Source organism: Hafnia sp. CBA7124 (assembly GCF_002355555.1).
GTDB classification, from domain to species: Bacteria; Pseudomonadota; Gammaproteobacteria; order Enterobacterales; family Enterobacteriaceae; genus Hafnia; species Hafnia alvei.
Window position 1 is genome coordinate 1663750 of record NZ_AP017469.1, and the last position, 25670, is coordinate 1689419.

The 25670-nt window shown below is 46.9% G+C and carries 21 protein-coding genes; 12 read left to right on the forward strand and 9 right to left on the reverse strand.

The window, feature by feature from the left end:
• The first annotated feature begins 306 nt into the window (after positions 1-306).
• On the forward strand, positions 307-2925 hold the full coding sequence (gene pepN, locus CPY98_RS07655) for an aminopeptidase N (protein ID WP_046450270.1): 2619 nt from the start codon (positions 307-309) through the stop codon (positions 2923-2925).
• Between the two features lie 55 nt (positions 2926-2980).
• Here the strand turns inward: pepN and ssuE are convergent, their stop codons facing one another.
• The gene (gene ssuE / locus CPY98_RS07660; RefSeq protein WP_096387113.1) at positions 2981-3550 is read right to left on the reverse strand and encodes an NADPH-dependent FMN reductase; all 570 of its coding nucleotides are present in this window, start codon (positions 3548-3550) and stop codon (positions 2981-2983) included.
• A 294-nt stretch (positions 3551-3844) separates the two neighbouring features.
• On the opposite strand from ssuE, the gene pyrD reads away from it, so the two are divergent.
• Together pyrD and CPY98_RS07670 are read left to right on the forward strand one after the other, a co-directional pair.
• Positions 3845-4855, forward strand: a complete 1011-nt coding sequence (pyrD, locus tag CPY98_RS07665) for a quinone-dependent dihydroorotate dehydrogenase (RefSeq protein WP_040045924.1) — start codon at positions 3845-3847, stop codon at positions 4853-4855.
• 185 nt (positions 4856-5040) lie between these two features.
• Complete coding sequence (locus CPY98_RS07670) at positions 5041-5589, forward strand: cell division protein ZapC (RefSeq protein WP_025800997.1); 549 nt, start codon at positions 5041-5043, stop codon at positions 5587-5589.
• Positions 5590-5658: 69 nt separating this feature from the next.
• Here CPY98_RS07670 and CPY98_RS07675 read toward each other — a convergent pair whose 3' ends face one another.
• Complete coding sequence (locus CPY98_RS07675) at positions 5659-6762, reverse strand: YcbX family protein (protein WP_096387116.1); 1104 nt, start codon at positions 6760-6762, stop codon at positions 5659-5661.
• A gap of 206 nt (positions 6763-6968) precedes the next feature.
• Positions 6969-7172 carry a putative selenium delivery protein YdfZ gene (ydfZ, locus tag CPY98_RS07680; protein ID WP_025800999.1) on the reverse strand — a complete coding sequence of 68 codons (204 nt, stop codon included), beginning with the start codon at positions 7170-7172 and terminating at the stop codon, positions 6969-6971.
• 474 nt (positions 7173-7646) lie between these two features.
• Here ydfZ and rlmKL point away from each other — a divergent pair, with 474 nt between their 5' ends.
• The 7 genes from rlmKL to CPY98_RS07715 all read left to right on the forward strand — a co-directional run bounded on the left by rlmKL (position 7647) and on the right by CPY98_RS07715 (position 16942).
• Entirely contained in the window at positions 7647-9773 is a 2127-nt protein-coding gene (gene rlmKL, locus CPY98_RS07685; protein WP_025801000.1) for a bifunctional 23S rRNA (guanine(2069)-N(7))-methyltransferase RlmK/23S rRNA (guanine(2445)-N(2))-methyltransferase RlmL, read from the forward strand.
• A gap of 3 nt (positions 9774-9776) precedes the next feature.
• Positions 9777-11681 carry an ABC transporter ATP-binding protein gene (locus CPY98_RS07690; protein WP_096387119.1) on the forward strand — a complete coding sequence of 635 codons (1905 nt, stop codon included), beginning with the start codon at positions 9777-9779 and terminating at the stop codon, positions 11679-11681.
• Between the two features lie 103 nt (positions 11682-11784).
• Entirely contained in the window at positions 11785-13053 is a 1269-nt protein-coding gene (pqiA, locus tag CPY98_RS07695) for a membrane integrity-associated transporter subunit PqiA (protein ID WP_096387122.1), read from the forward strand.
• Positions 13046-14686 (forward strand): intermembrane transport protein PqiB, encoded by a 1641-nt coding sequence (pqiB, locus tag CPY98_RS07700; RefSeq protein ID WP_040045929.1) that lies wholly within the window; start codon positions 13046-13048, stop codon positions 14684-14686. Before pqiA ends, pqiB begins: the two co-directional genes overlap by 8 nt.
• Positions 14686-15246, forward strand: a complete 561-nt coding sequence (pqiC, locus tag CPY98_RS07705) for a membrane integrity-associated transporter subunit PqiC (protein ID WP_043492561.1) — start codon at positions 14686-14688, stop codon at positions 15244-15246. The genes pqiB and pqiC overlap by 1 nt, the downstream gene beginning before the upstream one ends.
• 260 nt (positions 15247-15506) lie before the next feature.
• The gene (gene rmf / locus CPY98_RS07710; protein WP_004095659.1) at positions 15507-15674 is read left to right on the forward strand and encodes a ribosome modulation factor; all 168 of its coding nucleotides are present in this window, start codon (positions 15507-15509) and stop codon (positions 15672-15674) included.
• A 323-nt stretch (positions 15675-15997) separates the two neighbouring features.
• Positions 15998-16942, forward strand: a complete 945-nt coding sequence (locus tag CPY98_RS07715) for a LysR family transcriptional regulator (RefSeq protein WP_043492564.1) — start codon at positions 15998-16000, stop codon at positions 16940-16942.
• Between the two features lie 96 nt (positions 16943-17038).
• Here CPY98_RS07715 and fabA read toward each other — a convergent pair whose 3' ends face one another.
• Both fabA and CPY98_RS07725 read right to left on the reverse strand, forming a co-directional pair.
• Positions 17039-17557 (reverse strand): bifunctional 3-hydroxydecanoyl-ACP dehydratase/trans-2-decenoyl-ACP isomerase, encoded by a 519-nt coding sequence (gene fabA, locus CPY98_RS07720; RefSeq protein ID WP_025801007.1) that lies wholly within the window; start codon positions 17555-17557, stop codon positions 17039-17041.
• Positions 17558-17625: 68 nt separating this feature from the next.
• The gene (locus tag CPY98_RS07725) at positions 17626-19371 is read right to left on the reverse strand and encodes a Lon protease family protein (RefSeq protein ID WP_172863863.1); all 1746 of its coding nucleotides are present in this window, start codon (positions 19369-19371) and stop codon (positions 17626-17628) included.
• A 208-nt stretch (positions 19372-19579) separates the two neighbouring features.
• Between CPY98_RS07725 and matP the strand changes: the two genes are divergently transcribed.
• Positions 19580-20038: a macrodomain Ter protein MatP gene (gene matP / locus CPY98_RS07730; RefSeq protein ID WP_025801009.1), complete on the forward strand. Its 459-nt coding sequence runs from the start codon at positions 19580-19582 to the stop codon at positions 20036-20038.
• Between the two features lie 135 nt (positions 20039-20173).
• Here the strand turns inward: matP and ompA are convergent, their stop codons facing one another.
• Both ompA and sulA read right to left on the reverse strand, forming a co-directional pair.
• Positions 20174-21229, reverse strand: coding sequence for a porin OmpA (gene ompA, locus CPY98_RS07735; protein WP_025801010.1), 1056 nt, complete (start codon positions 21227-21229; stop codon positions 20174-20176).
• 357 nt (positions 21230-21586) lie between these two features.
• Positions 21587-22096: an SOS-induced cell division inhibitor SulA gene (sulA, locus tag CPY98_RS07740; protein WP_025801011.1), complete on the reverse strand. Its 510-nt coding sequence runs from the start codon at positions 22094-22096 to the stop codon at positions 21587-21589.
• 221 nt (positions 22097-22317) lie between these two features.
• On the opposite strand from sulA, the gene CPY98_RS07745 reads away from it, so the two are divergent.
• Positions 22318-22941: a TfoX/Sxy family protein gene (locus tag CPY98_RS07745; protein WP_096387125.1), complete on the forward strand. Its 624-nt coding sequence runs from the start codon at positions 22318-22320 to the stop codon at positions 22939-22941.
• An 86-nt stretch (positions 22942-23027) separates the two neighbouring features.
• Here CPY98_RS07745 and yccS read toward each other — a convergent pair whose 3' ends face one another.
• Positions 23028-25163 (reverse strand): YccS family putative transporter, encoded by a 2136-nt coding sequence (gene yccS, locus CPY98_RS07750; protein WP_096387128.1) that lies wholly within the window; start codon positions 25161-25163, stop codon positions 23028-23030.
• Between the two features lie 11 nt (positions 25164-25174).
• Entirely contained in the window at positions 25175-25621 is a 447-nt protein-coding gene (locus tag CPY98_RS07755; protein WP_025801014.1) for a YccF domain-containing protein, read from the reverse strand.
• Between the last annotated feature and the right edge of the window lie 49 nt (positions 25622-25670).

Consider the following 25670-nt stretch of genomic DNA (forward strand, 5'->3'; position numbering starts at 1 on the left):
GACTGAGAATAATCTTGCTCCATTATACCCAATGTTTAGCTAGCCTTTATTGCTTACGGTCTAAAAGTGGCACGACGCTTGGTTTCTCATGGGGCGCTTTTGATAACACTTGCGTGAATAACAGGCAAACGCACCGGAGTTTCTAGGCAGAGCTTCGATTTTTTGATCGGTGTGATACAGTTTAGTTAATGGTTGGTTAGGGTGCTGATTTTTAGTCAGTGGCTACCCAGCAATGACGCGGTCTACCGCGATACCGTCATCTGAAATTATTTGGGTATATCATCGGCGAAGCCTACAAGGGTATTTATGACACAACAACCACAAGCCAAGTATCGTCACGACTATCAAGCGCCAGATTATACGATCACCGATCTGGCTCTGGATTTTGATTTGGACGCAGAGGTAACCACGGTTACCGCAGTCAGCCAAGTTAAACGTCAGGGTGCCGCCCAGGCGCCTCTTATTCTCAACGGTGAAGATCTCACCCTAAAAAGTGTCAGCGTGAATGATGCTCCTTGGGAGCATTACCGCGAATCAGAGAATCAGCTCATTCTTGAAAATCTGCCAGAAACATTCACGTTGACGATTGTGAATGAAATTCATCCGGCCAAAAACAGCGCATTGGAAGGTCTTTATCTTTCTGGCGATGCGCTGTGTACCCAGTGCGAAGCCGAAGGTTTCCGCCATATTACCTATTATCTGGATCGCCCAGATGTTCTGGCTCGCTTCCGCACGCGTATCGTGGCGGATAAAGCACGCTATCCGTTCCTGCTGTCTAACGGTAATCGCATTGCGCAAGGTGAGTTGCAGGATGGGCGTCACTGGGTGCAATGGGAAGACCCATTCCCAAAACCAAGCTACTTGTTTGCTCTGGTTGCCGGTGATTTTGACGTTCTGCGCGACAGCTTTACCACACAAAGCGGCCGTGACGTTGCATTAGAGCTCTACGTTGACCGCGGTAATTTAGATCGTGCTGGCTGGGCGATGACATCGCTAAAAAATGCAATGAAGTGGGACGAAACCCGCTTTGGCCTTGAGTACGATCTCGACATCTATATGGTTGTTGCCGTCGACTTCTTTAATATGGGCGCGATGGAAAACAAAGGCCTGAACATTTTCAACTCCAAGTATGTTCTGGCTAAAGCGGAAACCGCGACTGACAAAGATTATCTGGGCATTGAAGCGGTTATTGGACATGAATATTTCCATAACTGGACCGGTAACCGCGTCACCTGTCGTGATTGGTTCCAACTAAGTTTGAAAGAAGGTTTAACCGTTTTCCGCGATCAAGAATTCAGCTCGGATTTAGGTTCACGTGCGGTAAACCGCATTGATAACGTTCGCGTAATGCGCGGTGCGCAGTTTGCAGAAGATGCCAGCCCAATGGCGCATCCGATTCGTCCTGATAAAGTCATCGAGATGAATAACTTCTATACGTTAACCGTATATGAAAAAGGCTCTGAAGTTATTCGTATGATGCATACGCTGTTAGGTGAAGAAAACTTCCAGAAAGGCATGAAGCTCTATTTTGAACGTCATGATGGAAGTGCGGCGACCTGTGATGATTTTGTGCAGGCGATGGAAGATGCTTCCGGCGTTGATCTGACATTGTTCCGCCGTTGGTACAGCCAAGCGGGCACACCAGAGCTTAGCGTGCGCGATGAGTATGATGCCGAGCATCAACAATATCGTCTCTACGTCACGCAGCAAACCCCACCGACTTCCGAACAAGCCGATAAGCTACCGTTGCATATTCCGCTGGATATCGAGCTTTACGATCCGCAGGGTAATGTGATCCCGTTGATGATTGACGGTGAGTCGGTGAGTAACGTGCTTAATGTGACGGAGTCAGAGCAAAGCTTTGCCTTTGATAACGTTCCGCATAAGCCCATTCCTTCTTTATTACGTGAGTTCTCGGCGCCGGTAAAATTAGAGTATCCGTATAGCGATCAGCAGCTAAGTTTCTTGATGCAGCATGCGCGCAATGACTTCTCGCGTTGGGATGCGGCTCAAATGCTGTTGGCAAAATATGTGCGCCTCAACGTTGCGAAATTCCAGCAGAATCAGCCTTTGTCGCTGCCAATGCATGTTGTTGATGCGTTCCGCGCGGTGCTATTGGATGAAACTTTGGATCCTGCACTGGCGGCACAAATTCTGACGCTACCATCTGAAAATGAAATGGCCGAGCTGTTTAGCATTATCGATCCTGAAGCGATCGGAGCGGTGCATGCGGCAATCACACGTCTACTGGCTAAAGAAATGGCGGATGAATGGCTGGCGGTTTACAACAATAACCGCACGCCTGAATATCGCATTGACCATGCTGATATTGCCAAACGTTCGCTGCGTAACGTCTGCCTGCGCTATTTAGCCTTTGGCGAAGATGTGGTGTTGGCCGACGAATTAGTGGTACGTCAGTATGAAAATGCGAACAACATGACCGATTCGTTAGCCGCACTGTCGGCTGCCGTTGGCGCAGAGCTGCCGTGCCGCGACCGCCTGATGGCTGAATTTGACGAACGCTGGCATCAAGATGGTTTGGTGATGGACAAGTGGTTTATGCTGCAAGCGACCAGTCCGTCAGCGTTAGTTTTGGACAATGTGAAAGCGCTGCTTAAACACCGTTCATTTACGCTGAGCAACCCAAACCGCATTCGCTCGCTGGTGGGAGCATTTGCACAGGCTAATCCGTCAGCCTTCCACGCGGCAGACGGTTCGGGCTATGCGTTCTTAACCGAGATCTTAAAAGATCTGAATACCCGCAACCCACAGGTTGCGGCACGCATGATCGAACCACTGATCCGTTTGAAACGCTATGACGAAGGCCGTCAGGCTCTGATGCGTAAATCGTTGGAAGAGCTGAAAGGATTGGAAAATCTGTCTGGCGATTTATTTGAGAAAATCACCAAAGCGCTCAATGCATAACGATTGATTTAAAGCACTAAACTGGAGCCCCGCAGCATGTATCGCGGGGCTTTTTTTATTCATGGCTGGTCACGTGTTCTTTTGCCGTTAGAGATAGTCCTCTACGCTGAATGGCGGCATAAAATGTGGTCAGTGACTCTTCTAGGCGTTCTGTCAGACCCGCATCGAGCGTAGCTTCCCGCGAGGCGTAATCAATTTGTATGTCGGTTGCAAAAACACCGTGTAGTACTTCTTGAGCTTTTAACGCGCTCAGTACGGGCTTGAGTGCATAGTCCAAGGCTAAAAAGTGATTGGACGATCCTGCGGTCGCAAGCGGAAGCACCACTTTGTGCTCAAGCGCACGTTCGGGAAGCAGATCTAGAATACTTTTCAATGCGCCAGAATAAGCCGCCTTATAAACCGGCGTGGCGACCAGCAGGCCGTCTGCTCGGCTCAACGCATGGTTCAACGCCAGTATTTGTGGGCTATTAAAATTGGCAAATAAGAGATCTTCGGCCACGAAATCTTGCAGGCTAAAATGTACGATTTCTACGTTATAACGAGCAAGCCAGCGGTGAGCAACTGCGAGTAGGGCGGAAGAACGTGATGGCTGTTTTGGGCTACCAGCCAGAGAAACAATAACCATAGAAGGCTCCAGATAAGCGTAAATGGAATGTTAAATTTAAATTCCATTTCACCCTAGCAGGCAAAATAAGTTATTAAAAATTTCTTTTTATTCTTTTAAGTTCAAAAATTTTATATAGGAAATCGGATATCTTGCCGCTATCACAAAACGTAAACGTCACTAAATGCCTATAAATGAGTGGGTAAGGGTAATCGTTTGCGCTGAATGCGTTCTTTTTGTCTTTAATCAATTCCAATCTGTTGAAAGATACCGGATAATACCGCCCCGACTTGCCACCGGGACTCAGGAGATACCATGCTTTACCCCTTCGTTAGAAAGGCACTTTTCCAGCTCGATCCAGAGCGCGCGCACGAATTCACATTTAAGCAGCTTCGCCGTATTACGGGCACTCCGCTGGAGTTTCTGGTTCGTCAGTCAGTGGCTTCTAAGCCGGTAACATGCATGGGATTATCTTTCAAAAATCCGCTTGGCCTTGCCGCGGGTTTAGACAAAGATGGCGAATGTATTGATGCGCTAGGCGCAATGGGATTTGGTTTCATCGAAGTTGGCACCGTAACGCCTCGCGCTCAATCGGGTAATGACAAGCCTCGTTTATTCCGTCTTGTTGAAGCTGAAGGCCTAATTAACCGCATGGGATTTAATAACCATGGGGTCGATAATCTGGTCGAGAACGTCAAAAAATCTCATTTTGGCGGCGTGTTAGGGATCAATATTGGCAAGAATAAAGATACGCCGGTTGAGCAGGGTAAAGACGATTATTTAATCTGCATGGAAAAGGTTTACTCCTATGCGGGTTACATTGCGATAAATATCTCCTCACCAAATACGCCGGGTTTAAGAACCTTGCAATATGGTGAAGCATTAGACGATCTATTAACCGCGATAAAAGCAAAACAGATCGAGCTACAACAAAAACACCATAAATATGTTCCTATTGCGGTGAAGATCGCGCCGGATCTTTCTCATGAGGAATTGATTCAGGTCGCCGATAGTTTAGTTCGCCATAATATAGATGGGGTTATTGCAACGAATACCACATTAGATCGCAAATTAGTTAACGGATTTAATTACTGCGATCAGATGGGCGGGCTTAGCGGGCGTCCTTTACAGCTGCACAGCACAGAGATTGTTCGTCAGCTCTCTAAAGAGTTGCAGGGGCGCTTACCGATTATTGGTGTTGGCGGGATCGACTCTGTTATTGCAGCCAGAGAAAAAATAGATGCCGGTGCTTCATTGGTTCAAATCTATTCAGGTTTTATCTTTAAAGGACCTGGTCTGATTAAAGATATCGTTAACTACATCTAATTATTTACCTGCCTATTTGCCCCGGGGGTTTATTTCTTCTTCGGGGTAGTCTATATTTCAACCGTTCTGCCAATTAATTGTCCAAATGAATCACGCTAATTTAATCAACGCATGATTTGGTCGTATTAATGACACGGGCAACAGTCGAATCACGATCCTGATGGTCGATGCAGAAGAGGGATGTTATGAATATAAAACCGGGCGATAACTGGCGCTGGTATTTTGATGAGGAACACGATCGTTTGATGTTGGATTTAGCCAACGGAATGATTTTTCGATCCCGCTTTGCGGCTAAAATGCTAACGCCAGATGCTTTCGAAGACTGCTCATTTTGCGTTGATGATGCAGCGCTCTATTACCAGTTTGAAGAACGAAGCCGTCAGACGGGATTAAAAAAAGAACAACGTGCAGAATTAATACTAAATGCACTAGTTGCGCAGCGTTTTTTGAAACCGCTGATGCCAAAAAGTTGGCATTTTGCCCCACAGTCTTGTTCAGTAAGCCCGGCAATAGGCGAAGTGGTTGCCGTGCAGGTTTCCAATACTGCTGAGCAGGCGCGTTTGCTGGTGGTTGAGTCTGGAGATAGTGCCAGTTTATGTCTTTTAGCCCAGCCTTATTTGCAACTGGCGGGTAAAGCGATGCAGCTTGGCGACGCGATTAAGGTTATGCACGACAGATTAATTGCCGTACAGCCATCCGCTGATGCTGAAGATATTTTAGCCTACGCTGTTTAATATATGCGGGCAGTAAATATCCCGCATATTTCTACTACTAGAACGATAGCTATTATAGCGTGATGACGACTAGGCTAATTTGATATCGCTTTTGGGAATGCAGCTACAGCTAAGAATGAGATCATTCTCGCCTACGGCGCTTTTCTTCAACGGCGTAACTTCCCCTTCGTTTAGCGTTAATTTGCAAGAACCGCATAATCCAGCCCGACAAGAATAGGGAATTCGGATGCCTTGAGCTTCCAGCTGTTCTAACAGTATCTGCTGGTTATTGCCGGTAAATACCTGTCCTTGATATTCAATTTTGACGCTTTTTTCCCCTGAATCGGGTACTGATAGAGATTCGTTTGTTTCTCCAGCCGAATATCGGCGAGGGGGGCAAATGCTGAGTATTTCAACGCTATCCCCTTGGCGAATAACCCCACCGTTGCGCGCGATCATATTCATACCGAAATCCACATCGCCATTGTCTGCGGTGCGGAATGACTGCAAGGTTTTTAACGGTTCACCTGCGGGGTGTTTACGCCCACGGTCGGTGCTCACGGTGGTCAGAATACAGCGGCTGCATGGTTTGACTAAATCAAAAATAATTTCGCCAATGCGGATAACCTGCCAGCTATCTTCGTCAAAAGCCTGAGCGCCGCTAACAACAATATTCGGTCTAAACTGTTCAATGCGAATGGCACTTGGGCTGCGCTGCTGTAAATTCTGAAACGAAGCTTCATTAATTAATAAAAAAGGGTAGCCGTCGGCAAACGTCAGCGGAATTTCTGGATGACGTTTTACGCGCCGAGTGAGCTCATCGCCTAGCCAACGAAGCTGAACGTCACGCTTAAAATAACGGCTAAGCCATACGTTTATCTGAGCAGGCGCAACCAGCGCGGTAAAATGATTCCCCCAAACTTCTGTGGGCTGTTGCTCATTAATAAAGTCGTGCCATAACACCATAATACTTTCACCGTCGGGCGCGGTGAGAGCAATACCGTTCGGTAATAAAGACGGTGTGAATGTCACCATTTGTGGATTTTGGCGAGCGGTAATAAAGGTGCCGTCAGTTTCAGTTATCATTAACGCACGATCGAATGCTAAACCACTTGGCAAAACCTGAGCCTGTGAAAGCTGTAAGCCACGCATGGATTTTATCGGATGAACATACAGCTTTGATAACGTGATCATTTCAGCATTTCCTCGTTCCGTCGTTTTAAAAGAATTTCAGCCGATCACTTTATGATACCTATGTCATATTGAACAGATAGCGCGGCGTTTTCTTTTATGGGTACAGAGCTATCAGTCGGTGTAGAAGCGGAGGGGGAAGAGATGCAGTGCCGATCAAGAGATCTGCGACCGGCACTTAACGGTGAGTATTCACGCGCAAGATAGGATTAGTTCATCCCTAAGCGAACAAGCTCAGTTGGAACGTAACGATCGCTTAGATTATCGATATCTACGCATTTTGAACGACGGATTTGCGCTGAGGGTAGGTTGTCACCGTGAATCGCCGTAATTACACCAATCTCACCGGTACCACTCACCATAACGCGGCTGCCAACTTTAATAGCGTTGCGGTTACGATCGTATGTCATCACGCTTTCTTGGCTCATCTTCAGCTCCTCCTTCATCGTATATCTTCGGTAGGTCATGAATTCGGTGCGAGATTTTAAAATCGTTGTTTTGCAAAAAAAATGATTTTGATCAAATTTTTTATCACATCTATATCTATGAAATCGTTAACTATAATTTTTATCACGTAGCTATTGTGAGCATTTTTGTTAGCAAGTGAAAGTTTGAAAATTACACATTAGGCATTGCGTAAAAACAGGCTAAAAAGCGGGGCTGGCAAAAAGTTAAAATGAAGGATGGTGGTTTTTCATAGAAAAGTATCAAATGTAGGGTCCTACAGGTTAAAATAGCTAATTAACTTACTGATATTCATTTGTCAGAACCTAGCAAACGGTGTGACTTGCTGTGTAGTTATAATGCATGGAGTTGCATACTCATTTGATTATTAAGCTTTTTCTGGCTTTTAGTCTCCGTAAATTCTCTTTAGTGATAGTGAAAACATGAAATCTCTGTTTGCCAGCACCGCGCGCGGTCTAGAAGAACTGTTAAAAAATGAACTCGAAGCCCTCGGTGCGCACTCCTGTCAAATTGTTCAAGGCGGTGTGCATTTCCAAGGGGATGATCGTTTGCTCTATCAGAGCCTGCTCTGGAGCCGTTTAGCTTCGCGCATTTTGATGCCGCTGAATGAGTTTAAAGTCTATAGCGATCTGGATCTGTACTTAGGTGTACAGGCAATCGACTGGACTTCTATTTTTGGCGTCGATAAGACCTTTGCCGTGCATTTCACCGGCACCAACGAAGAAATTCGCAATAGCCAATATGGCGCGTTGAAAGTCAAAGATGCGATTGTGGATAGTTTCACGCGCAAAATTGATGCGCGTCCAACCGTCGCTAAACAAACGCCAGATATTCGTATTAACGTTTTCCTTCAGCGCGAAACGGCCAGCGTGGCGTTGGATCTCAGCGGAGAAGGTCTGCATCAGCGCGGCTACCGCGACCTCACTGGCGCTGCACCGCTTAAAGAAACGTTGGCTTCTGCCATTGTGCTGCGTTCTGGTTGGAAAGTCGGCACGCCGATGGTCGACCCAATGTGCGGTTCCGGTACTTTGTTGATTGAAGCTGCGATGATGGCTTCCGATCACGCGCCGGGTCTGACCCGTCAGCACTGGGGCTTCACTGCGTGGAATGGTCATAATCCTGAATTGTGGCGTGAGCTGATGGCGGAAGCACAGGTGCGTGCGCGCCGTGGCCTGCAAGAACAGGAAGGTCAGTCACGTTTCTTCGGTTCAGATAACGATCGCCGCGTGATTGAAATGGCGCGTGCTAACGCCCGTCGTGCTGGCGTTTCCGAACTGATTACGTTCAACGTGGCTGACGTCAGCAACCTGAAAAACCCGCTGCCAGAAGGCCCAACAGGAACCGTTCTGAGCAACCCGCCATACGGTGAACGCCTAGAAAGCGAACCTGCCCTGATTGCGCTGCACAATGCGTTAGGCCGTATTATGAAAGGCGCATTTGGCGGTTGGCAGCTCTCTTTATTCAGTGCATCTCCTGAACTGCTGAGCTGTTTACAGCTGCGTGCTGAGCGTCAATTTAAGGCGAAAAACGGCCCGCTGGACTGTGTGCAGAAAAACTATCAGCTTGCAGAGAACCCGCTGGGTGCGCCAGCAGGCCAAATTGCTGAAGATTATGCGAACCGTCTGCGTAAAAATCTGAAGAAACTTGATAAGTGGGCGAAGCAAGAAGGCATTGAATGCTACCGCGTTTATGATGCCGATCTGCCAGAATACAACGTTGCCGTCGATCGCTATGCCGACAAAGTGGTGGTGCAGGAATATGCGCCGCCGAAAACCGTTGATGCGCAAAAAGCACGTCAGCGTCTGTTTGACGTGATTAACGCGACACAGTCGGTGATGAACCTGCCGTCTAACAGCTTGATCTTGAAAACCCGTGAACGCCAGAAAGGCAAAAGTCAGTATGAAAAACTGGCACAAAAAGAAGAGTTCATGCTGGTTAAAGAGTACAACGCTGAGCTGTGGGTTAACTTAACTGACTATTTAGACACGGGTCTGTTCCTTGACCACCGCATTGCCCGCCGCATGTTGGGCGAAATGTGTAACGGTAAGGACTTCCTGAACCTATTTGCTTATACCGGAACGGCTAGCGTTCATGCAGGGTTAGGCGGCGCGCGTTCAACCACCACGGTGGATATGTCACGCACCTATCTCGAGTGGGCAGAAAAAAACCTGCGTGCCAACGGGCTAACAGGACGTCAGCATCGTTTGGTTCAGGCTGACTGTTTGTCTTATTTGCATAACAGCGATGAACAATACGATGTGATCTTTATTGATCCACCGACGTTCTCGAATTCAAAACGTATGGAAGCCACGTTTGATGTGCAGCGCGATCATATTGATATTATGCGCAACCTTAAGCGTATGCTGCGTCGCCGTGGCACCATTATGTTCTCCAACAACAAGCGTGGATTTAAAATGGATCTTGAAGCGCTCGGTGCATTAGGTCTGGAAGCGAAAGAAATTACCGCTCAGACGTTGTCTCAGGACTTTGCCCGTAACCGTCAGATCCATAACTGCTGGCTGATCCGTCATGCTGGCGAGGAAAAGTAAGATATGTCGTTAATTAGTCTTTCCGGTGCATGGATTTCATTTAGTGATGCACCGTTGCTCGATAACACCGAATTACACATCGAGCCAAATGAACGTGTTTGCCTGGTAGGCCGTAATGGCGCGGGTAAATCAACCTTGCTGAAAGTACTGGGCAAAGAGTTACCGCTGGATGATGGACGTATCATCTATGAGCAAGATTTAGTGGTCTCTCGTTTACAGCAAGATCCGCCGCGTAATATCGGTGGGACGGTTTTTGATTTTGTCTCAGAAGGCGTTGCCGAGCAGGCTCAGCACCTTAAGGCTTATCATGATTTGCTGAAAAAGGTCGAATCCGATCCTAGCGAACAGAACCTGAACAAGCTTTCTGCGCTACAGGAAATCTTGGATCATCAAGGCTTATGGCGTATTGATAGCCGCATCAGCGACGTGCTGACCAAGCTGGGCTTGAACGCTGATACCGACCTGTCTGCGCTGTCGGGTGGCTGGCTGCGTAAAGCTGCTTTGGCTCGTGCGCTGGTATGCGAGCCTGATGTGCTGTTGCTGGATGAACCGACGAACCACTTGGATATCGAAACGATCACGTGGCTGGAAGATTTCTTGAAGGAATTCACCGGCAGCATCGTATTTATTTCCCATGACCGTTCATTTATTCGCAGCATGGCGACCCGTATCGTCGATCTGGATCGCGGAAAGCTGGTCTCTTGGCCAGGCAACTATGACGCTTATTTAATTGCGAAAGAAGAAGCGCTGCGCGTTGAAGAAATGCAAAACGCAGAGTTTGATCGCAAATTAGCGCAGGAAGAAGTCTGGATCCGTCAAGGGATCAAAGCACGTCGTACCCGCAACGAAGGCCGTGTTCGCGCGTTAAAAGCGATGCGTAACGAACATGCTGAGCGCCGTAGTGTGCAAGGTAATGCCAAGATGCAGGTTGAAGAATCGTTGCGCTCCGGCAAAATTGTCTTTGAGATGGAAAATGTTAATTACAGCGTGGCCGGCAAAACGCTGGTGCGTGATTTCAGCGTTCAGGTCAACCGTGGCGATAAGATCGCGCTGGTTGGGCCAAACGGCTGTGGTAAAACTACGCTGCTGAAACTGATGCTGGGTCAATTGCCGCCAGATAGCGGAAAAGTGCGCTGCGGGACGAAGCTGGAAATTGCTTATTTTGATCAGCATCGTGCAGAGTTAGATCCGGATAAAACCGTGATGGATAACCTGGCTGAAGGTAAGCAAGAAGTTATGGTTAATGGCCGCCCACGCCATGTTTTAGGGTATTTGCAAGACTTCCTGTTCCACCCTAAACGTGCGATGACGCCGGTACGCGCCTTGTCAGGCGGTGAACGTAACCGTCTGTTGCTGGCGAAGCTGTTCCTGAAACCAAGTAATTTATTGATTCTCGATGAACCAACCAACGATTTGGATATCGAAACATTGGAATTGTTGGAAGAGCTGGTTGATGGTTATCAAGGCACGGTTATGCTGGTTAGCCACGATCGTCAATTCGTAGATAACTCTGTGACTGATTGTTGGATCTTTGAGGGCAACGGCGTTATCAACAGCTACGTGGGTGGTTATTACGACGCGCACAAGCAAAAAGCCGATATGCGTTCTTTTAGCCAACAGTCTGCGTCTAAACCTCAGGCGAGTGCGAGCGCACCTAAAACTGAAGCGAAAAAGCGCAGCAATAAGATGAGCTATAATTTGCTACGTGAATTAGAGCAGCTTCCCGCACGCCTTGAAGAGCTGGAAACTGAGCTGACGGCTATGCAGGAAAAAGTGGCTAAACCTGATTTCTTCAATCAATCCCATGAAGAAACTCAGAACGTTCTGCAAAAGATGGCGGAAGTCGAGCAGCAGCTTGAAACGGCGTTTGAGCGTTGGGAAGAGCTAGAAGCAATGAAGAATGCTTAATCGATCTGCCTAAGACGGAATAAAGCCTGACTAACGCAGAGTGATGTGTTGTGTCAGGCTTTTTTATGCATTTTATGTAGCAACCAAATAGTGGGAAAAAATCATGTGTTCTGAACATCATCTGGATTCAGAAAACAAAATATTATGCCCGCAATGTGACATGCTGGTGGAGCTGCCGGTATTGCCAGAGGGCTCTAAAAGTAGCTGTCCTCGTTGTCATACAACCTTGATGGTGAAGTGGCGAGAGCCGCGTCGTCAGCCCGTGCTGTACGCCATTTGTGCACTGTTTATGCTGGTGCTGGCTAACTTATTTCCCTTTGTTAACATGTCCGTTGCCGGGATCCGTAATGCCATCACTCTGATTCAGATCCCGCAGGTGCTGGTTTCAGAAGACTATGCCAGTATGGCATCGTTGTTTATGATTTTTGTACAGCTGATACCTGCGTTTTGTATGGTTTCGATTATTCTGCTTAATTTGCGAATACCGATGCCGACAGAACTCAAGGTTATGATGGCAAAGATCCTCTTTAAATGCCGCTCGTGGTGCATGGTTGAAATCTTCTTAGCGGGGGTTCTGGTTAGCTTTGTGAAGCTGATGGCCTATGGTGATGTCGGTGTGGGTACCAGTTTCCTGCCTTATTGTCTATTTTGCGTTCTGCAGGTGCGCGTATTTCAAGTGATCGATAAACGACTCCTGTGGAGTGATATTGCGCCCGCCCCGCAGCATCCGGAAAATTTACGTGTTGGCCTAACCGGGCTTCAGCAAGGGTTACGCTCTTGTTCTTGTTGTTCGGCTATTTTACCCGCCGATCAGTTGTCGTGCCCTCGCTGCCATAGCAAAGGTCACGTACGTCGCCGTAATAGCTTGCAATGGACGATGTCCCTACTCGTTACGGCAATTATGCTGTATATCCCCGCAAACGTACTGCCGATTATGGTGACACAGGCGCTTGGCACCAAGCTCACTTCAACGATTATGGCTGGGGTTATTTTGCTATGGGGCGAAGGCTCTTATCCGGTCGCCATGGTTATTTTTATCGCCAGTATTATGGTTCCCACGCTGAAAATATTAGCGATAGGGTGGTTATGCTGGGATGCCAAATATGCCACTCGCGGTGACAGCGAGCGTATGCATTTTGTTTATGAAATTGTGGAATTTGTTGGGCGCTGGTCAATGATTGACGTATTCGTTATCGCGGTGCTTTCTGCGTTGGTAAATATGGGGCAATTGATGAGCATTTACCCTGATATTGGAGCGTTACTTTTTGCGATGGTGGTCATTATTACCATGATCTCAGCGATGACATTTGATCCTAGATTGATCTGGGATCGGGAACGTGGCTTAACGTACAAGGAGCCTCAAAGTGAATGAGCAAGAAACTGGCGTAGCTAAGGTTGAAAAAATCAAACGCTGGTCCCCTGTCTGGATTGTCCCTATCGTCACGGCACTGATCGGCGCATGGGTGATTTTTTATCATTTTAGCCACCAAGGACCGGAAGTGACGTTGATTACCTCTAGTGCAGAAGGCCTAGAAGGTGGAAAAACGGCGATAAAAAGTCGTAGCGTTGACGTGGGTATGGTTGAAACCGTCACGCTAAATGAGGATTTGACGCAGGTTATCGTAAAAGCACGCTTGAACTCAGGAATGGAAAAGCTCCTGCGTAAAGACAGCGTGTTCTGGGTAGTAAAACCACAAATAGGCCGAGAAGGTATTTCAGGGCTCGGAACGTTGCTTTCTGGGGCTTACATTGAGCTGCAACCGGGTTCAAATAAAGAGACTCGAGATGAGTACAATTTGCTTGATCAGCCGCCGTTAGCCCCACCGGATGCGAAAGGCATCCGCGTAACGTTAAACAGCGAGCAGGCTGGACAGCTTAGCCCAGGCGATCCGGTCTTATTCCGTGGCCTACGCGTGGGCTCTGTTGAGACCAGCCAGTTTGATCCAAAAAACCGCCAGATTCACTATCAGATCTTTATCTCTGCGCCGTATGACACCTTGGTGACGGACAATGTTCGCTTCTGGATCGACAGCGGCGTTGCATTCGATATGTCGGCTCAGGGAATGCGTGTGGAGATGGGCTCATTAACTACGCTGTTTAGCGGTGGTGTGAGCTTTGATGTACCACAAGGCTGGTCAGTCGGTAAGCCTGCGGCAAATCAGTCTCAGTTTGCATTGTTTGATAACCAGCGCAGTATTCAGGAATCACTATATACAGAACATAAAAGTGTGCTGATGTTCTTTAGTGACTCTATTCGTGGTTTGCAGGCCGGTGCTCCGGTTGAATTCCGCGGCATTCGCTTAGGTACTGTGGCTGAAGCGCCTTACTTTGTCACTGGTCTAAGCCAGAAGTTGGACTCTGATTATCAGATTCCGGTCTTGGTTAATATCGAGCCGGGACGTATTCAGCAAAAACTGGGTGATAACTTTAACGTCGAGCAACACCTATTCTCCGGAGTCGGTGAAGGTTTACGCGCATCACTGAAATCTGCCAACTTGCTAACTGGCTCGCTGTATATTGATTTGGACTTCTATCCACAGGCTAAGCCGTGGAAAGGGCCGCGTAAAATTGATGGTTGGCCGGTCGTTCCTACGGTGAGCGGCGGCTTAGCGCAGCTGCAACAGAAACTGACCGCGACACTCGATAAAATCAACTCGTTGCCTATCGAGCCAATGATTAATGAAGCGACTAATACCTTGAAAGCCAGCCAGAAAACGATGGCAGAAACGCAGAAAACGTTGGATGCGTTGAATAAACTGGTTTCAAGTAAAGAGGCGCAAGCATTACCAGGCGATATGCAGAAAACGCTGACTGAGTTGAATCGCAGTGTGAAAGGCTTCCAGCCAGGCTCTCCAGCCTATAACAATATGGTTGGTGACATGCAGCGCTTGGATCAGGTGTTACGTGAGCTACAGCCAGTATTACGTACGCTTAATGAGAAGAGCAATTCACTGGTATTTGAAGCGCCAGCTGGCAAAGATCCGCAGCCTAAGAGGACAAAATAATGAAAATCTGGATGCTGGGAGCGGCTGCTTTGCTGCTGAGTGCATGTAGTGGCCAACCACAGAAAAGTTACTATCAACTGCCGGTTCCCGTGGCGAGCACCGCGGTGGTGCAAGGGCCTGTCAATAGCGATACGCATCAGCTATGGCTTGAGCGTGTGAGCGTGGCAGATTTTCTGAGCGCCCTCGGCGTGGTTTATCAAACTAATGATGTGCAGTTTGTCACCGCCGGGAACAATCTTTGGGCAAGCCCGTTGGAGCAACAGCTTCAGCAAACGATGGTCGCGAATCTGAGTGTGGCAATGCCAGGCTGGATTGTTTCATCTCAGCCGCTAGGCAACGCTCAGGATACGCTGAATATCAGCGTGACAGGCTTCCATGGCCGCTATGATGGCAAGGCAGTTATCAGCGGTGAATGGATATTAACGCGTAATGGTCAACTGACTAAGCGAGCGTTCAACTTAGTGCTTCCTGTGCAGCAGGATGGCTATGATGCGCTGGTTAAGACGCTCGCGGAAGGCTGGCAACAGGAAGCGCAGCAGATCGCGCGTCAGGTTCAGTAATACGCTAGACTAACATTGTCTAAATAAACCCCGACCAGAGTAAGAATCGCTGGCCGGGGTTTTCTTTATGTAGAACAGATGATTGTCAGATATCGCATTAAATACTGTTAAATGACGACGTCTTGTTGCTCACATTTGTGACACTGGTATGAATTTTGCGCATTGACCCTCAGGCTAAAAGCGGCTATTGATTATGTGTGATGGTGAAAAAGTCATCACTGTTTTCTTTCCAGCAGAACTGAAAATGAGGGAAACGAGGCATGAAGAGACAAAAACGCGACCGCCTAGAACGGGCTCAATCACGTGGGTATCAGGCTGGTATTATCGGGCGCTCAAAGGAGTTTTGCCCATATCAATCGGTAGATGCAAGGTCACATTGGTTGGGAGGCTGGCGGCAGGCCATGGAAGACAGGTCGGTAATGGCCTGATGGTCATCGCTTTCAATTCGGATTAGCAATAAAAACCTCTGCGAGCGCAGGGGTTTTTATTCAGCAAATTAACTGACTTATGAATATATACGAAATTTATTTAAATTTTATATGTATAAATAAATTCCTTATATTTTTAATCCTAAGTTAAATTAGGCTTTATTTTTTATAACCTATCAGATAATGTATTATTGAATGAATTATTATAGGATTGTGAATTCATTCCATGGACGAATAATTTGGTTTTGTCATATTTTAAATTGTTATTAATTTAATGAATGGTATGACGCCAAAAATGGAGCTTGCTATTTGGAGTTATTGGGATGTTTGAACATCAGGATAGTTTAAAATCATTAAGGAAATTTGACCTAAATTTATTAACGGTTTTCGAGGCTGTTTATTTTTATAAAAGCGTGAGTAAAGCGGCTGATATTTTAGGTATGACATCTCCAGCGGTAAGTCAGAGCATTCAAAGACTCAGACAGTATTTCCCAGATCCTCTGTTTATAAGAGATGGAAAGGGGATATCAGCAACGGTTTTTGCTGATAGCATGCATGAAAACATAAAGGGAAGCTTAAACGGCATTATTGATATTTTTGCTGATAAGGGAGATAGTATCCGAAATCTGGTGATTTGGAGTGACCCTCATCTGGCTCAATTATTGATACCAGATGTCTGTAGTCACCTTATGTCATCAGCGAAGATTAAGTGCCGAATTGCTCATAATTTGTTACCTGAAGATCCTATCGAAGTAGAGCATGCGCTGCTATACCATAAAGCAGACATTATTTTTGATATTGTTCCAATCTATAACTCGGCTATTGAATCCGAGCTGATTTATAGTGAGGAAATTGTAATGGTTTGTGGTAAAAATCACCCGAGAATGAGTGGTGAAGTGGCAACTGACTGCATAAGGGATGAGCGTTACACAACAATTACTAAAAATAGAAAAAAAATTAATGAGTTTAGAACAAAAATAGATACGCTTTTAGGGAGTAAAAGAACGGTGTCTTTTGCATCACCATCTTTAATTACAGCTCTAGCCGTGATTGAAAAAACGAATGACGTCGGTTTTTTCCCTGAGTCAATGTATGAGAAATTTAAAGATATATATAATCTTAAGCGTCTAGATTGCGAGGTTGATCTAGGGACTTATGAAATCTATATGTCTTACAGTAAAAAGGCACAGCAAGATAAGGCGTTATTAGATCTCATTAATAAAGTTAAAGAAGTTCTGATTACGAATAATACCGTCGTTCATCGTTAGATAACGGAATGTCGGTTGTTTACAAAAGAAAAAGCGCAGCAAGAAGAAGCTGCGCTTTTTTATTCGTAAATGGCAATAGCCACAGATCCTAATGCATTAGAATGCGCTGGTATCTTTGAATAAGCCCACTTTCAGATCAGATGCGTTATAAATCACCTGACCATCAACTAATACTTCACCATCAGCCATACCCATGATTAAACGACGGTTGATGACGCGTTTAAAATGAATACGGTAGGTGACTTTTTTTGCAGTAGGTAGAACTTGTCCGGTGAATTTCACTTCACCAACGCCCAGTGCGCGCCCTTTGCCTTCGCCGCCTAACCAGCCAAGGTAGAAGCCGACCAGCTGCCACATAGCATCTAAGCCTAAACATCCTGGCATCACGGGATCGCCAACGAAATGGCAACCAAAGAACCATAGGTCAGGATTGATATCCAGCTCAGCTTCTACATAGCCTTTGTTGTAGTTACCGCCGTCTTCGGTCATTTTCACGACACGATCCATCATTAGCATGTTGCCTGACGGCAGTGGTGGTCCACCAGCACCGAACAGTTCACCGCGTCCAGACGCTTCAAGGTCTTCTTTAGTATAAGATTCGCGTTTATCTACCATAATTCTTGTAAGCCTTATTTTAATGAAGGGTGCATGTTAGCTAACACGTGTACGCTGAACAAGTCCGATCAGCCATGGTTGAACCAGTTTAGCCAGCGTAATGGCCAAGGCAACTGACGCTTATCCATTGGACTGATAGCCGCAATTCGATCTTGAATTGCTCCGATAAGGCTAGGCCCAGTCTCACTACGGTATACTACGCCGGTCAGAATTGGCAGTGCATCTTCCGCATTTTCCACGGCCCAAAGGTGGAACGTTCCAGCTTTAACCGCGTCGATAACTTCTGTACTTAGGCATAAATGACGAGCGTTGGTTGCCGGGATAATCACGCCCTGAGAGCCCGTTAAGCCACGACGCTGGCAGGCTTCAAAGAAGCCTTCAATCTTCTCGTTAACGCCGCCAATAGGCTGTACATGTCCAAATTGGTCTACAGAGCCGGTGACTGCGATCTGTTGATTGATTGGTGCAAGAGAAAGCGCGCTGACCAGTGCACATAGCTCAGCCAGTGAAGCGCTGTCGCCATCAACTTCACCATAAGATTGCTCAAAAACAATTGAGGCAGAGAAGGGAAGTTGCTGTTCTAAATCTAATTCAGAGATCAGGAAGGCTTGCATAATCATCATGCCCTTGGCATGCAGATTACCGCCCAGTTCCGCTTTGCGTTCGACGTCAGTAAATTCGCCGTCGCCCAGATGTACAGCGCAGGTAATACGTGACGGCTCGCCAAACATCAGCGGGTGTCCAGGATACTCTAATACCGACAGGCCGTTGATTTGACCAATGACCTCACCTTCGGTTTCTATCAGAATTTGGCCTAGCTCAATTTCATCATGCATACGTTCGGCAAGATAGCCCTCACGCCAGCGGCGAGAGGCGAGCGTTTCATTGAGAGCTTGGGCATCAATAACCTCATTGCTATGCAGCGCTGCTTCACGCAGCGTGCGTGCGATGAGCGTTGGGCTTAGTGGCAACGTACCTTGGTCGCCAATAGCTCTGATGGCCGTATGGACGAGGATTGGCCATGCATCCTCTGCAATCGGTGGAAGCTGGTATTCATTAGCAATGGTTGTCACCAGTGAGCACCAACGCTGCATGTCCTCGGTATCGACCAATGACATGTCAGCTTCAAACTCACCATAAATTGAGTTGAAGCATAAATCAGGTTCCATATCCTGAAAATCAGCTAATCCTTCACGATCGCTAACCAGAATGACCTTTAAATCGATCGGCATATCCGGAATGTGAACCGGCAGCGGTTTATTATCATCCGGTGAGAACCATTTGAATTTTCTGCCAAGCACAATTTGTTTCAATCGCAGCCAAAGAAGCGGCTGTGCAAGCATCGTACGCAACGACAGGATTAACACACCGCCGTTTGCTTTGTGGACCATGCCGGGTTCAAGGGTGATTTTTCCATTGGACTGACGAACAGTGCCAAACAATTGCTCACCTTCATACCAGTCGGCAAAAAGTGACGTTGTGGTTGCTGCAAAATTCGCCTGAGGATTATCAGCCGGCATGATGCTGACGTGCATACCATCGATGTGATATTGGCTGCCTCGCAAGGTGAGCTCCGGTAATAACTCTCCGGTCGCACGATGCAGGATTGCCAAATACTCATAGGTCTCCTCTGCCTTCAAGATCATAAAAGGTGAAGGTGATTGCGGATGACAGAAATGGGCCAAGCTGTTTTCCAAGCGAGGCTGATATTCTGAGAACGTCAGCGCAGGCTGTTGTGCCGCCGCAGAGAAAACAGACTGATAAGGTGTCGTATCGGGCAGTAGCGATTGCCAGTCGAGTCGATAATTGCTCAAAGTCGTCAATTTTATTGTCAGTAGGAAAACCGCAATTATACAAGATTCCACCGCCCTGCACAGGAAACAACGGCAGAAGAGTCAAAAGGAAGTGATTTCGATACCGAGCTGGATAAAAAACAATCAATAATAAAACATGAAATATCTGCAAAACTGAAAAAAGTTGTTATTCTTATGGGAAGTTACCGTGTCACTGGCAGATATCTCAATGAAATACCAACAGCTTGAAAATCTGGAAAGTGGGTGGAAGTGGAAATACTTGGTGAAGAAACACCGAGAAGGCGAAGCGATCACCCGTTATCTAGAAACGAGTATGGCCCAGCAGGCTGTTGATCAGCTGCTAAAGCTTGAGAGTGAGCCTGTTAATGTTCACGAGTGGATCAGGGAGCACATGAATCCCGATCTGCAAAACAAGATGAAACAAACCATTCGTGCACGGCGAAAGCGGCATTTCAACGCTGAGCACATGCATACGCGTAAGAAATCGATCGATTTAGAGTATTTGGTTTGGCAACGTTTGGCCGGGCTTGCTCATCGGCGCGGGAATACGCTATCTGAAACTATCGTGCAGCTGATTGAAGATGCTGAACGCAAAGAACAGTATGCAAACCAGATGTCTTCATTGAAGAAAGATTTACAGTCATTTTTAGGGAAGCCCTCGGAATAACAGCGTGGTTACCCCAAGCACTGCCTTCAATGAACGCTACGTACAATGACCGCTAAGTACAATGACCACTAAGTACAATGTATAAAAAAAGCCTCGCAATGCGAGGCTTTTTGATTAAAGGACCAACGAGTTAACTTAAGCCTGTGGCTGAGTAACTACGTCTTTGATGCCTTTAACTTCGATTTCTACGCGACGGTCTGGAGCCAGGCAGTCGATCAGAGCTGCGCGAGCTTTAACGTTGTCACAGGTAGAACCAGTAACTGGGTCAGCTTTGCCCATGCCACGTGCAGAGATTTTGTCTGCAGGGATACCTTTAGATACCAGGTAATCTACAACGCTCTGTGCGCGCTGTTCAGACAGTTTCTGGTTGTATTGTTCAGAACCGATACGGTCGGTGTAACCCAGAACAACAACAGAACCGTCTTTAGGATCCAAGTTGCTCAGCTGAGAATACATCTGATCCAGAGCCTGCTGGCCTTGTGGTTTCAGAGTTGCTTTGTTGAAGTTGAACAGAACGTCAGACTTCAAAGTGAAACGCTTGGTTTCAACAACTGGAGCTGGAGCTGGTGCTGGAGCAACAACTGGAGCAGCTTCATCCTGACCGAAACGGTAGGTAACACCTACGCTCAGCAGGGTGTTGTCTGGACGTGCAGCAGTTTCGTTAGCATCGCCAATGTTGCTTACGAACTGATAGTCAAGACGGGTAGCCCAGTCTTTGTTCAGTGCGTATTCAACACCGATTGCAGCCAGTGGAGAAACACCGGTGTCGTGGCTGTCGATGTAACGGCCGCGAGTTTCAGAGTTTGCAGAACCGTCAGCGCGCCATACCATACCACCCAGACGAGTATAGATGTCCAGATCGTCAGCAATTGGGTAGCTCAGTTTAGCAGCCAGCTGAACGCCTTGAGATTTGAAAGCACCGTTGTTGTTGCCACGGTATTCCATACGACCTAACCAGTCGTAGCCCATTTCAAAGCCCAGGTATGGGTTTGCTTGGTAACCGAAGAACGCACCGCCGCCTAACTGGTCAGGACGAACGTTGGTGCTACCGAAATGGTTGATGCTGTTGTCGTAGTAGTGGGACCAGCCCAGTTTACCACCAACATACCAAGTATCATCTTTAGGTGCTGCTTGCGCTACGGTAGCGAAACCAGCGAGTGCCACTGCTAATGCGATAGCTGTCTTTTTCATTTTGCGCCTCGTTATCATCCAAATAGGCCAAAGAGCTAGATTGCTACAATTAGCCCTTGGTTAAAATCCTTTGCTAGGTTTTCGCTCGATTAAATACTGTGCCAATTTTCTCGGCGTTATAGAGCAACCTTCGCGATAACAAGTCTACAACGAGATTAGAAACTTACAAGTACGATGTGATATAGCTCAACAAAAAAACCATTAATGTGTACACTTCGTTTAACGTTTTGTTCAAAAAATAAACGTCGTTTTTTTCACAAAAAAGAGCAGTAATGCAGGCGCAATGCGGGTTTCTGCTATAAAATTAAATAATTAGCAGTGAAAAAATAGTGCTAATAAGATTTCTCTTAAATTTACTTAATGAAACAATTTGGACTGAATTTTTAGCAAATTTCGTTGTCCTTGGTCTGGTTCCGAGTTCAGATCGGGTTGCATAACCAGTCCAAAACACTCTCCCTCCTGCGCCGCTTTTCTTAATCTTGCGCGTTCATTTTGAGTTAACGGCGGCAGCCAGCCCAATACAACACTATAGTTACCGCTACGTAGTGCGCACTCCATCGCATAAATAGAATCTACAGGCTCAATCTGATTGAGCTGCATAACCTTACTCGCGGGCAAACCTGAATCAGCCAGCCATTGTTTACTCAGTCTATGTTGCGGATTCAACCAGAGTAACCAGCGAGACTGCTTACCGAGCTGACGCAGTAACGGAAGCAAAAGGAGAGACAACATAGGCTGATGTTCGCTATAGACCAATTCACTGATGACGCCAGCATAGGCATTCCCTTGCTCTTCAGTTTCATGATGCGCTGACGGGCTTAAAAATGATGAGCGTTCGGTGTAGTGATGCAGTGACTGTGTGCGCATGATATGTTCTCGCTGTGTGTACTGTATGAATATACAGTACATGGGTGATCGGCAGAGATCAACCTATTTTTTACAATGCTCTTCGCAAATCTGCGATGAAAACGAGCTAAAGCTAACTTTCAGTTTGGATGCTTTTCGGTAATTCGTTATGTTCTTAATTCACTGTTATTACTCAATAAAGTAACTATTAGTATTGTGAATGCATATCAAGGGAGTTACATATGAAAGGATTGTTAACTGAAAGAGCTGCCGTTGCGTGTGACGTTTTTTCTTCGCTCGGTGCGGTGACTTTTCGCTCGCAGTTTGGAGGTTTTGGTGTATGGCTAGACAAAACCATGTTTGGCGTTGTCTCCGATGGGGAGCTATACCTACGAGCGCATGATGAGCTGAAATCTCGTTTTCTGACTTATGGTATGAAAGCGTTCATTTATACTAAACGAGGAATACCGGTACGTTTAAGTTATTACCGCGTTGAGCATAGCATGTGGGATGACCCTGCCTTTTTGCAGCACCTCGCGAATGCCTCGCTGGAACAGGCAGTGATGCTTAAAAGATCATTGCGGGCGGCAGAAAGTACAGGCCTGAGATCGCTGCCCAATATCAACAATATGATGGAGCGACTCTTGGGGAAAATAGGTATTACGAGTCCCGAGCAGCTGATTAGCATAGGGGAAACAGAAGCATTTGTCCGACTTAAAAAAATGAATGCCAATCTGCACAACCGCTTGCTTTTCGATTTAGCGGGGGCAGTCAGGAAATGCCATGAAGCGGCGCTCTCATATCAGGTTCGAGCCACACTGGATGAATGGTTGAAACAAAATACCTATCGGTGGCAGAAAAAATAGTGTGGTTTACACGTTAACGGGGAGCCCAAATAAGGCTCCCATCAGCGTAGTGCTACTTAGTAATAAATTGAGAGGTTAGGGCAAGGTTAGGCTGGAATAAGCTCACGCTTGAGCTGCATCAGTTCCGGCAGTACGCCCATCATTAGACTTATCTGCTGCACAACTAACTGTTCGGTATTATCAGACGGAGATGCGTACGCTTCCAGACGCTGCTTAAGACCCTGTATAGCCACTTCGGTACGTTCAGCAATGCTATCGTCATAGTTCAGAGCATCGTCCATATAACACGCGGCATCATCCAGCATGCTCAGCACTTCGCCGTTATCCAATTTTTCCCGATGCGCACCTAATGCTGAGATATAGCTAAGCAGCGTATGGTTTAGACACAGCAGACGGAAAGCAGACTCTTGCGTCTGAGCATCATTTTTTGGTTCTGCTGACATGTTTGAAATCACAGATGCCAGCTCCGCATCGCAGTTATGAGCGTCACGTCGCGCGATTCGATAATCCAAACCATTGGATTTGCCCTGATGGTATTGCACCAGAATGGCGTCGAGATAGCGACAATCGGCGTTAAGCGTCTTTTGTACCACCGCAGGCAATGCGCGAAATTTCCAGTCAGGCCATATAAACGTGACCGCTGCCCATGCGATAGCACATCCCACCAGCGTGTCGAAAACTCTTGGCCCCGCGACTTCAAAGCCTTCGCCTAAAAGGTTAAAGCACAATAATACCAACAGCGTGATGAACATGGTGGCATGCGCGTATTGCACGTTACGAAATGCAAAGAACAGCACCCCGCTTATCACGATCAGCAACATTTGGCCGTCGAGTGATGGCACAAAATAGAGGATCGGTAATCCCAACAACACCCCAGCCAGTGTACCAATAATACGCAGCGCCAATCTTCGCTTGGTGGCGTTGTAGTTAGGCTGACAAACGAACAAGCTCGTAAGCAGGATCCAATAGCCGTGATTTAAACCGGTAAATTGAATAAATGCGTAGCCCACGCCTAAGACTATCGACATGCGGACTGCGTGGCGGAAGAGGGCGGATTGCGGAGTGAGATGCCGGCTGATCCGAAGTTTCATGTCATTCCAACCGCTGATGCGATCGTCAGACAGGGTATTTTCCTCTTCACGTTCGGCAGCCAGAGACTGTTCAGATTCAATATTAGCTAGCTGAGCATCTATCGCTTTGAGATTCAGCAGCAGATTAAACAGAGACTTCACTAAAATATGCTGATGGCCGTGCTGCGTAGCAATGCGTTGCAGCGTTGCTTCTAAATGGGTAAAGACTCGTTCAAAGCGTAAATCATGCTGGTATTTCTGCTGAAGCAGGATGGATTGCGATAACTGCGAACAGGCGCGCGCTTGTAGCATCAAGAGGCGCTGGAAGCGGAATAAAACGTCACTATAGCGAAACATCTCGCTCAGTTGCTGGTATTGAAAATGCGAAGAGCTGGCACGTTCGTGAATATCTTGTGCGACAAAATAATAATGCAGGGTACGGCGTGTACCGCGCTGGCCTCGGTCGCCTTTTAAACGCGTGAGCAAAGACGCTTTCGTCTGATTCAGCGTGGTAACCAAATTACTGTTAGCCATCGCCACGTCAATCAGCGGTTGATTGAAATTCCCTTCCTGATCGGGATCGAACAAATTGGATTTTGCATCGAGATAAACGGCTAACTGACCATAGCTACGCGCTAAAGCTTCTTGCAACGGTCGAATAGGGAAAATCAAATGACCCAGCAGCGTCAAGACGTTGTACCACACCGCACCAACAACCAAGAGCAACGGCTGTTGATACCAAATGTGATACATCGAGGTACCTAGCATGGTGTAAATAGCGATCAATAGTGCGCCGAATGCGATAGTTGCATAGCGTTGCCCTAACGCACCCAGCAAAATAAACCCGATGGTAGATGCCATTAAACCCACAGCAAAGAACCACGGATAAGGGAATAAAATTTCAATCGAAGCGGATGCAACGAAAAAGCAGGTTAAGGTAATGGCTAAATTACGCAGTCGCCCAACCAGACGATCATCAAGATCGGCTAGGGCTGCAGCTACCACGCCAAGCGTTAGCGGAATCGTTAACCGCGGCTCACCGATAAACCACGGCAGCCCCGCGGCTCCCGCGAGCGCAATAAAAATACGAAAGTTATAAAGCAGGGCGCTGCTGTACGCATAGCGCCTTAAACCAGGTGCAAAAGAGAGCACGTTGTGACCCTTTATTTAAAACGACGACTCGCATTGGCGATACGCATCTGCTGCGCAACTTCAACGGGTACGACACGGCGACCCACTGGCCATAATGCAATAGCAGCAATTTTAAAGTTGGCAATGCCAACTGGAATGCCAATGATAGTGACGCACTGCACGATACCCGCGGCAATATGCGACAAGCACAGCCACCAGCCGAAGAGAATAAACCAGACAATATTCAGCAAGGTTCCACCGGTAGAAAGCAGCGCGTTTTTACGGTCTGGATATAAGTCATCCACATGAACAGCTTCATTACCAAACGGCAGCAGAGAAAGCTTGGTTATTTCCCAGCATGAGCGCGTTAATGGCAGCGTGAATATTAAAATAACGCTGACTGCGGTCGCTAATAGCCATCCCAAAGTCGTGAAAAAACCACCCAGAACAAAATTAAGAATATTAAGTACAGTTCTCATAGATCTTTACCTAAATAACAACATTAACAATATGCATTTTACCGCGCAG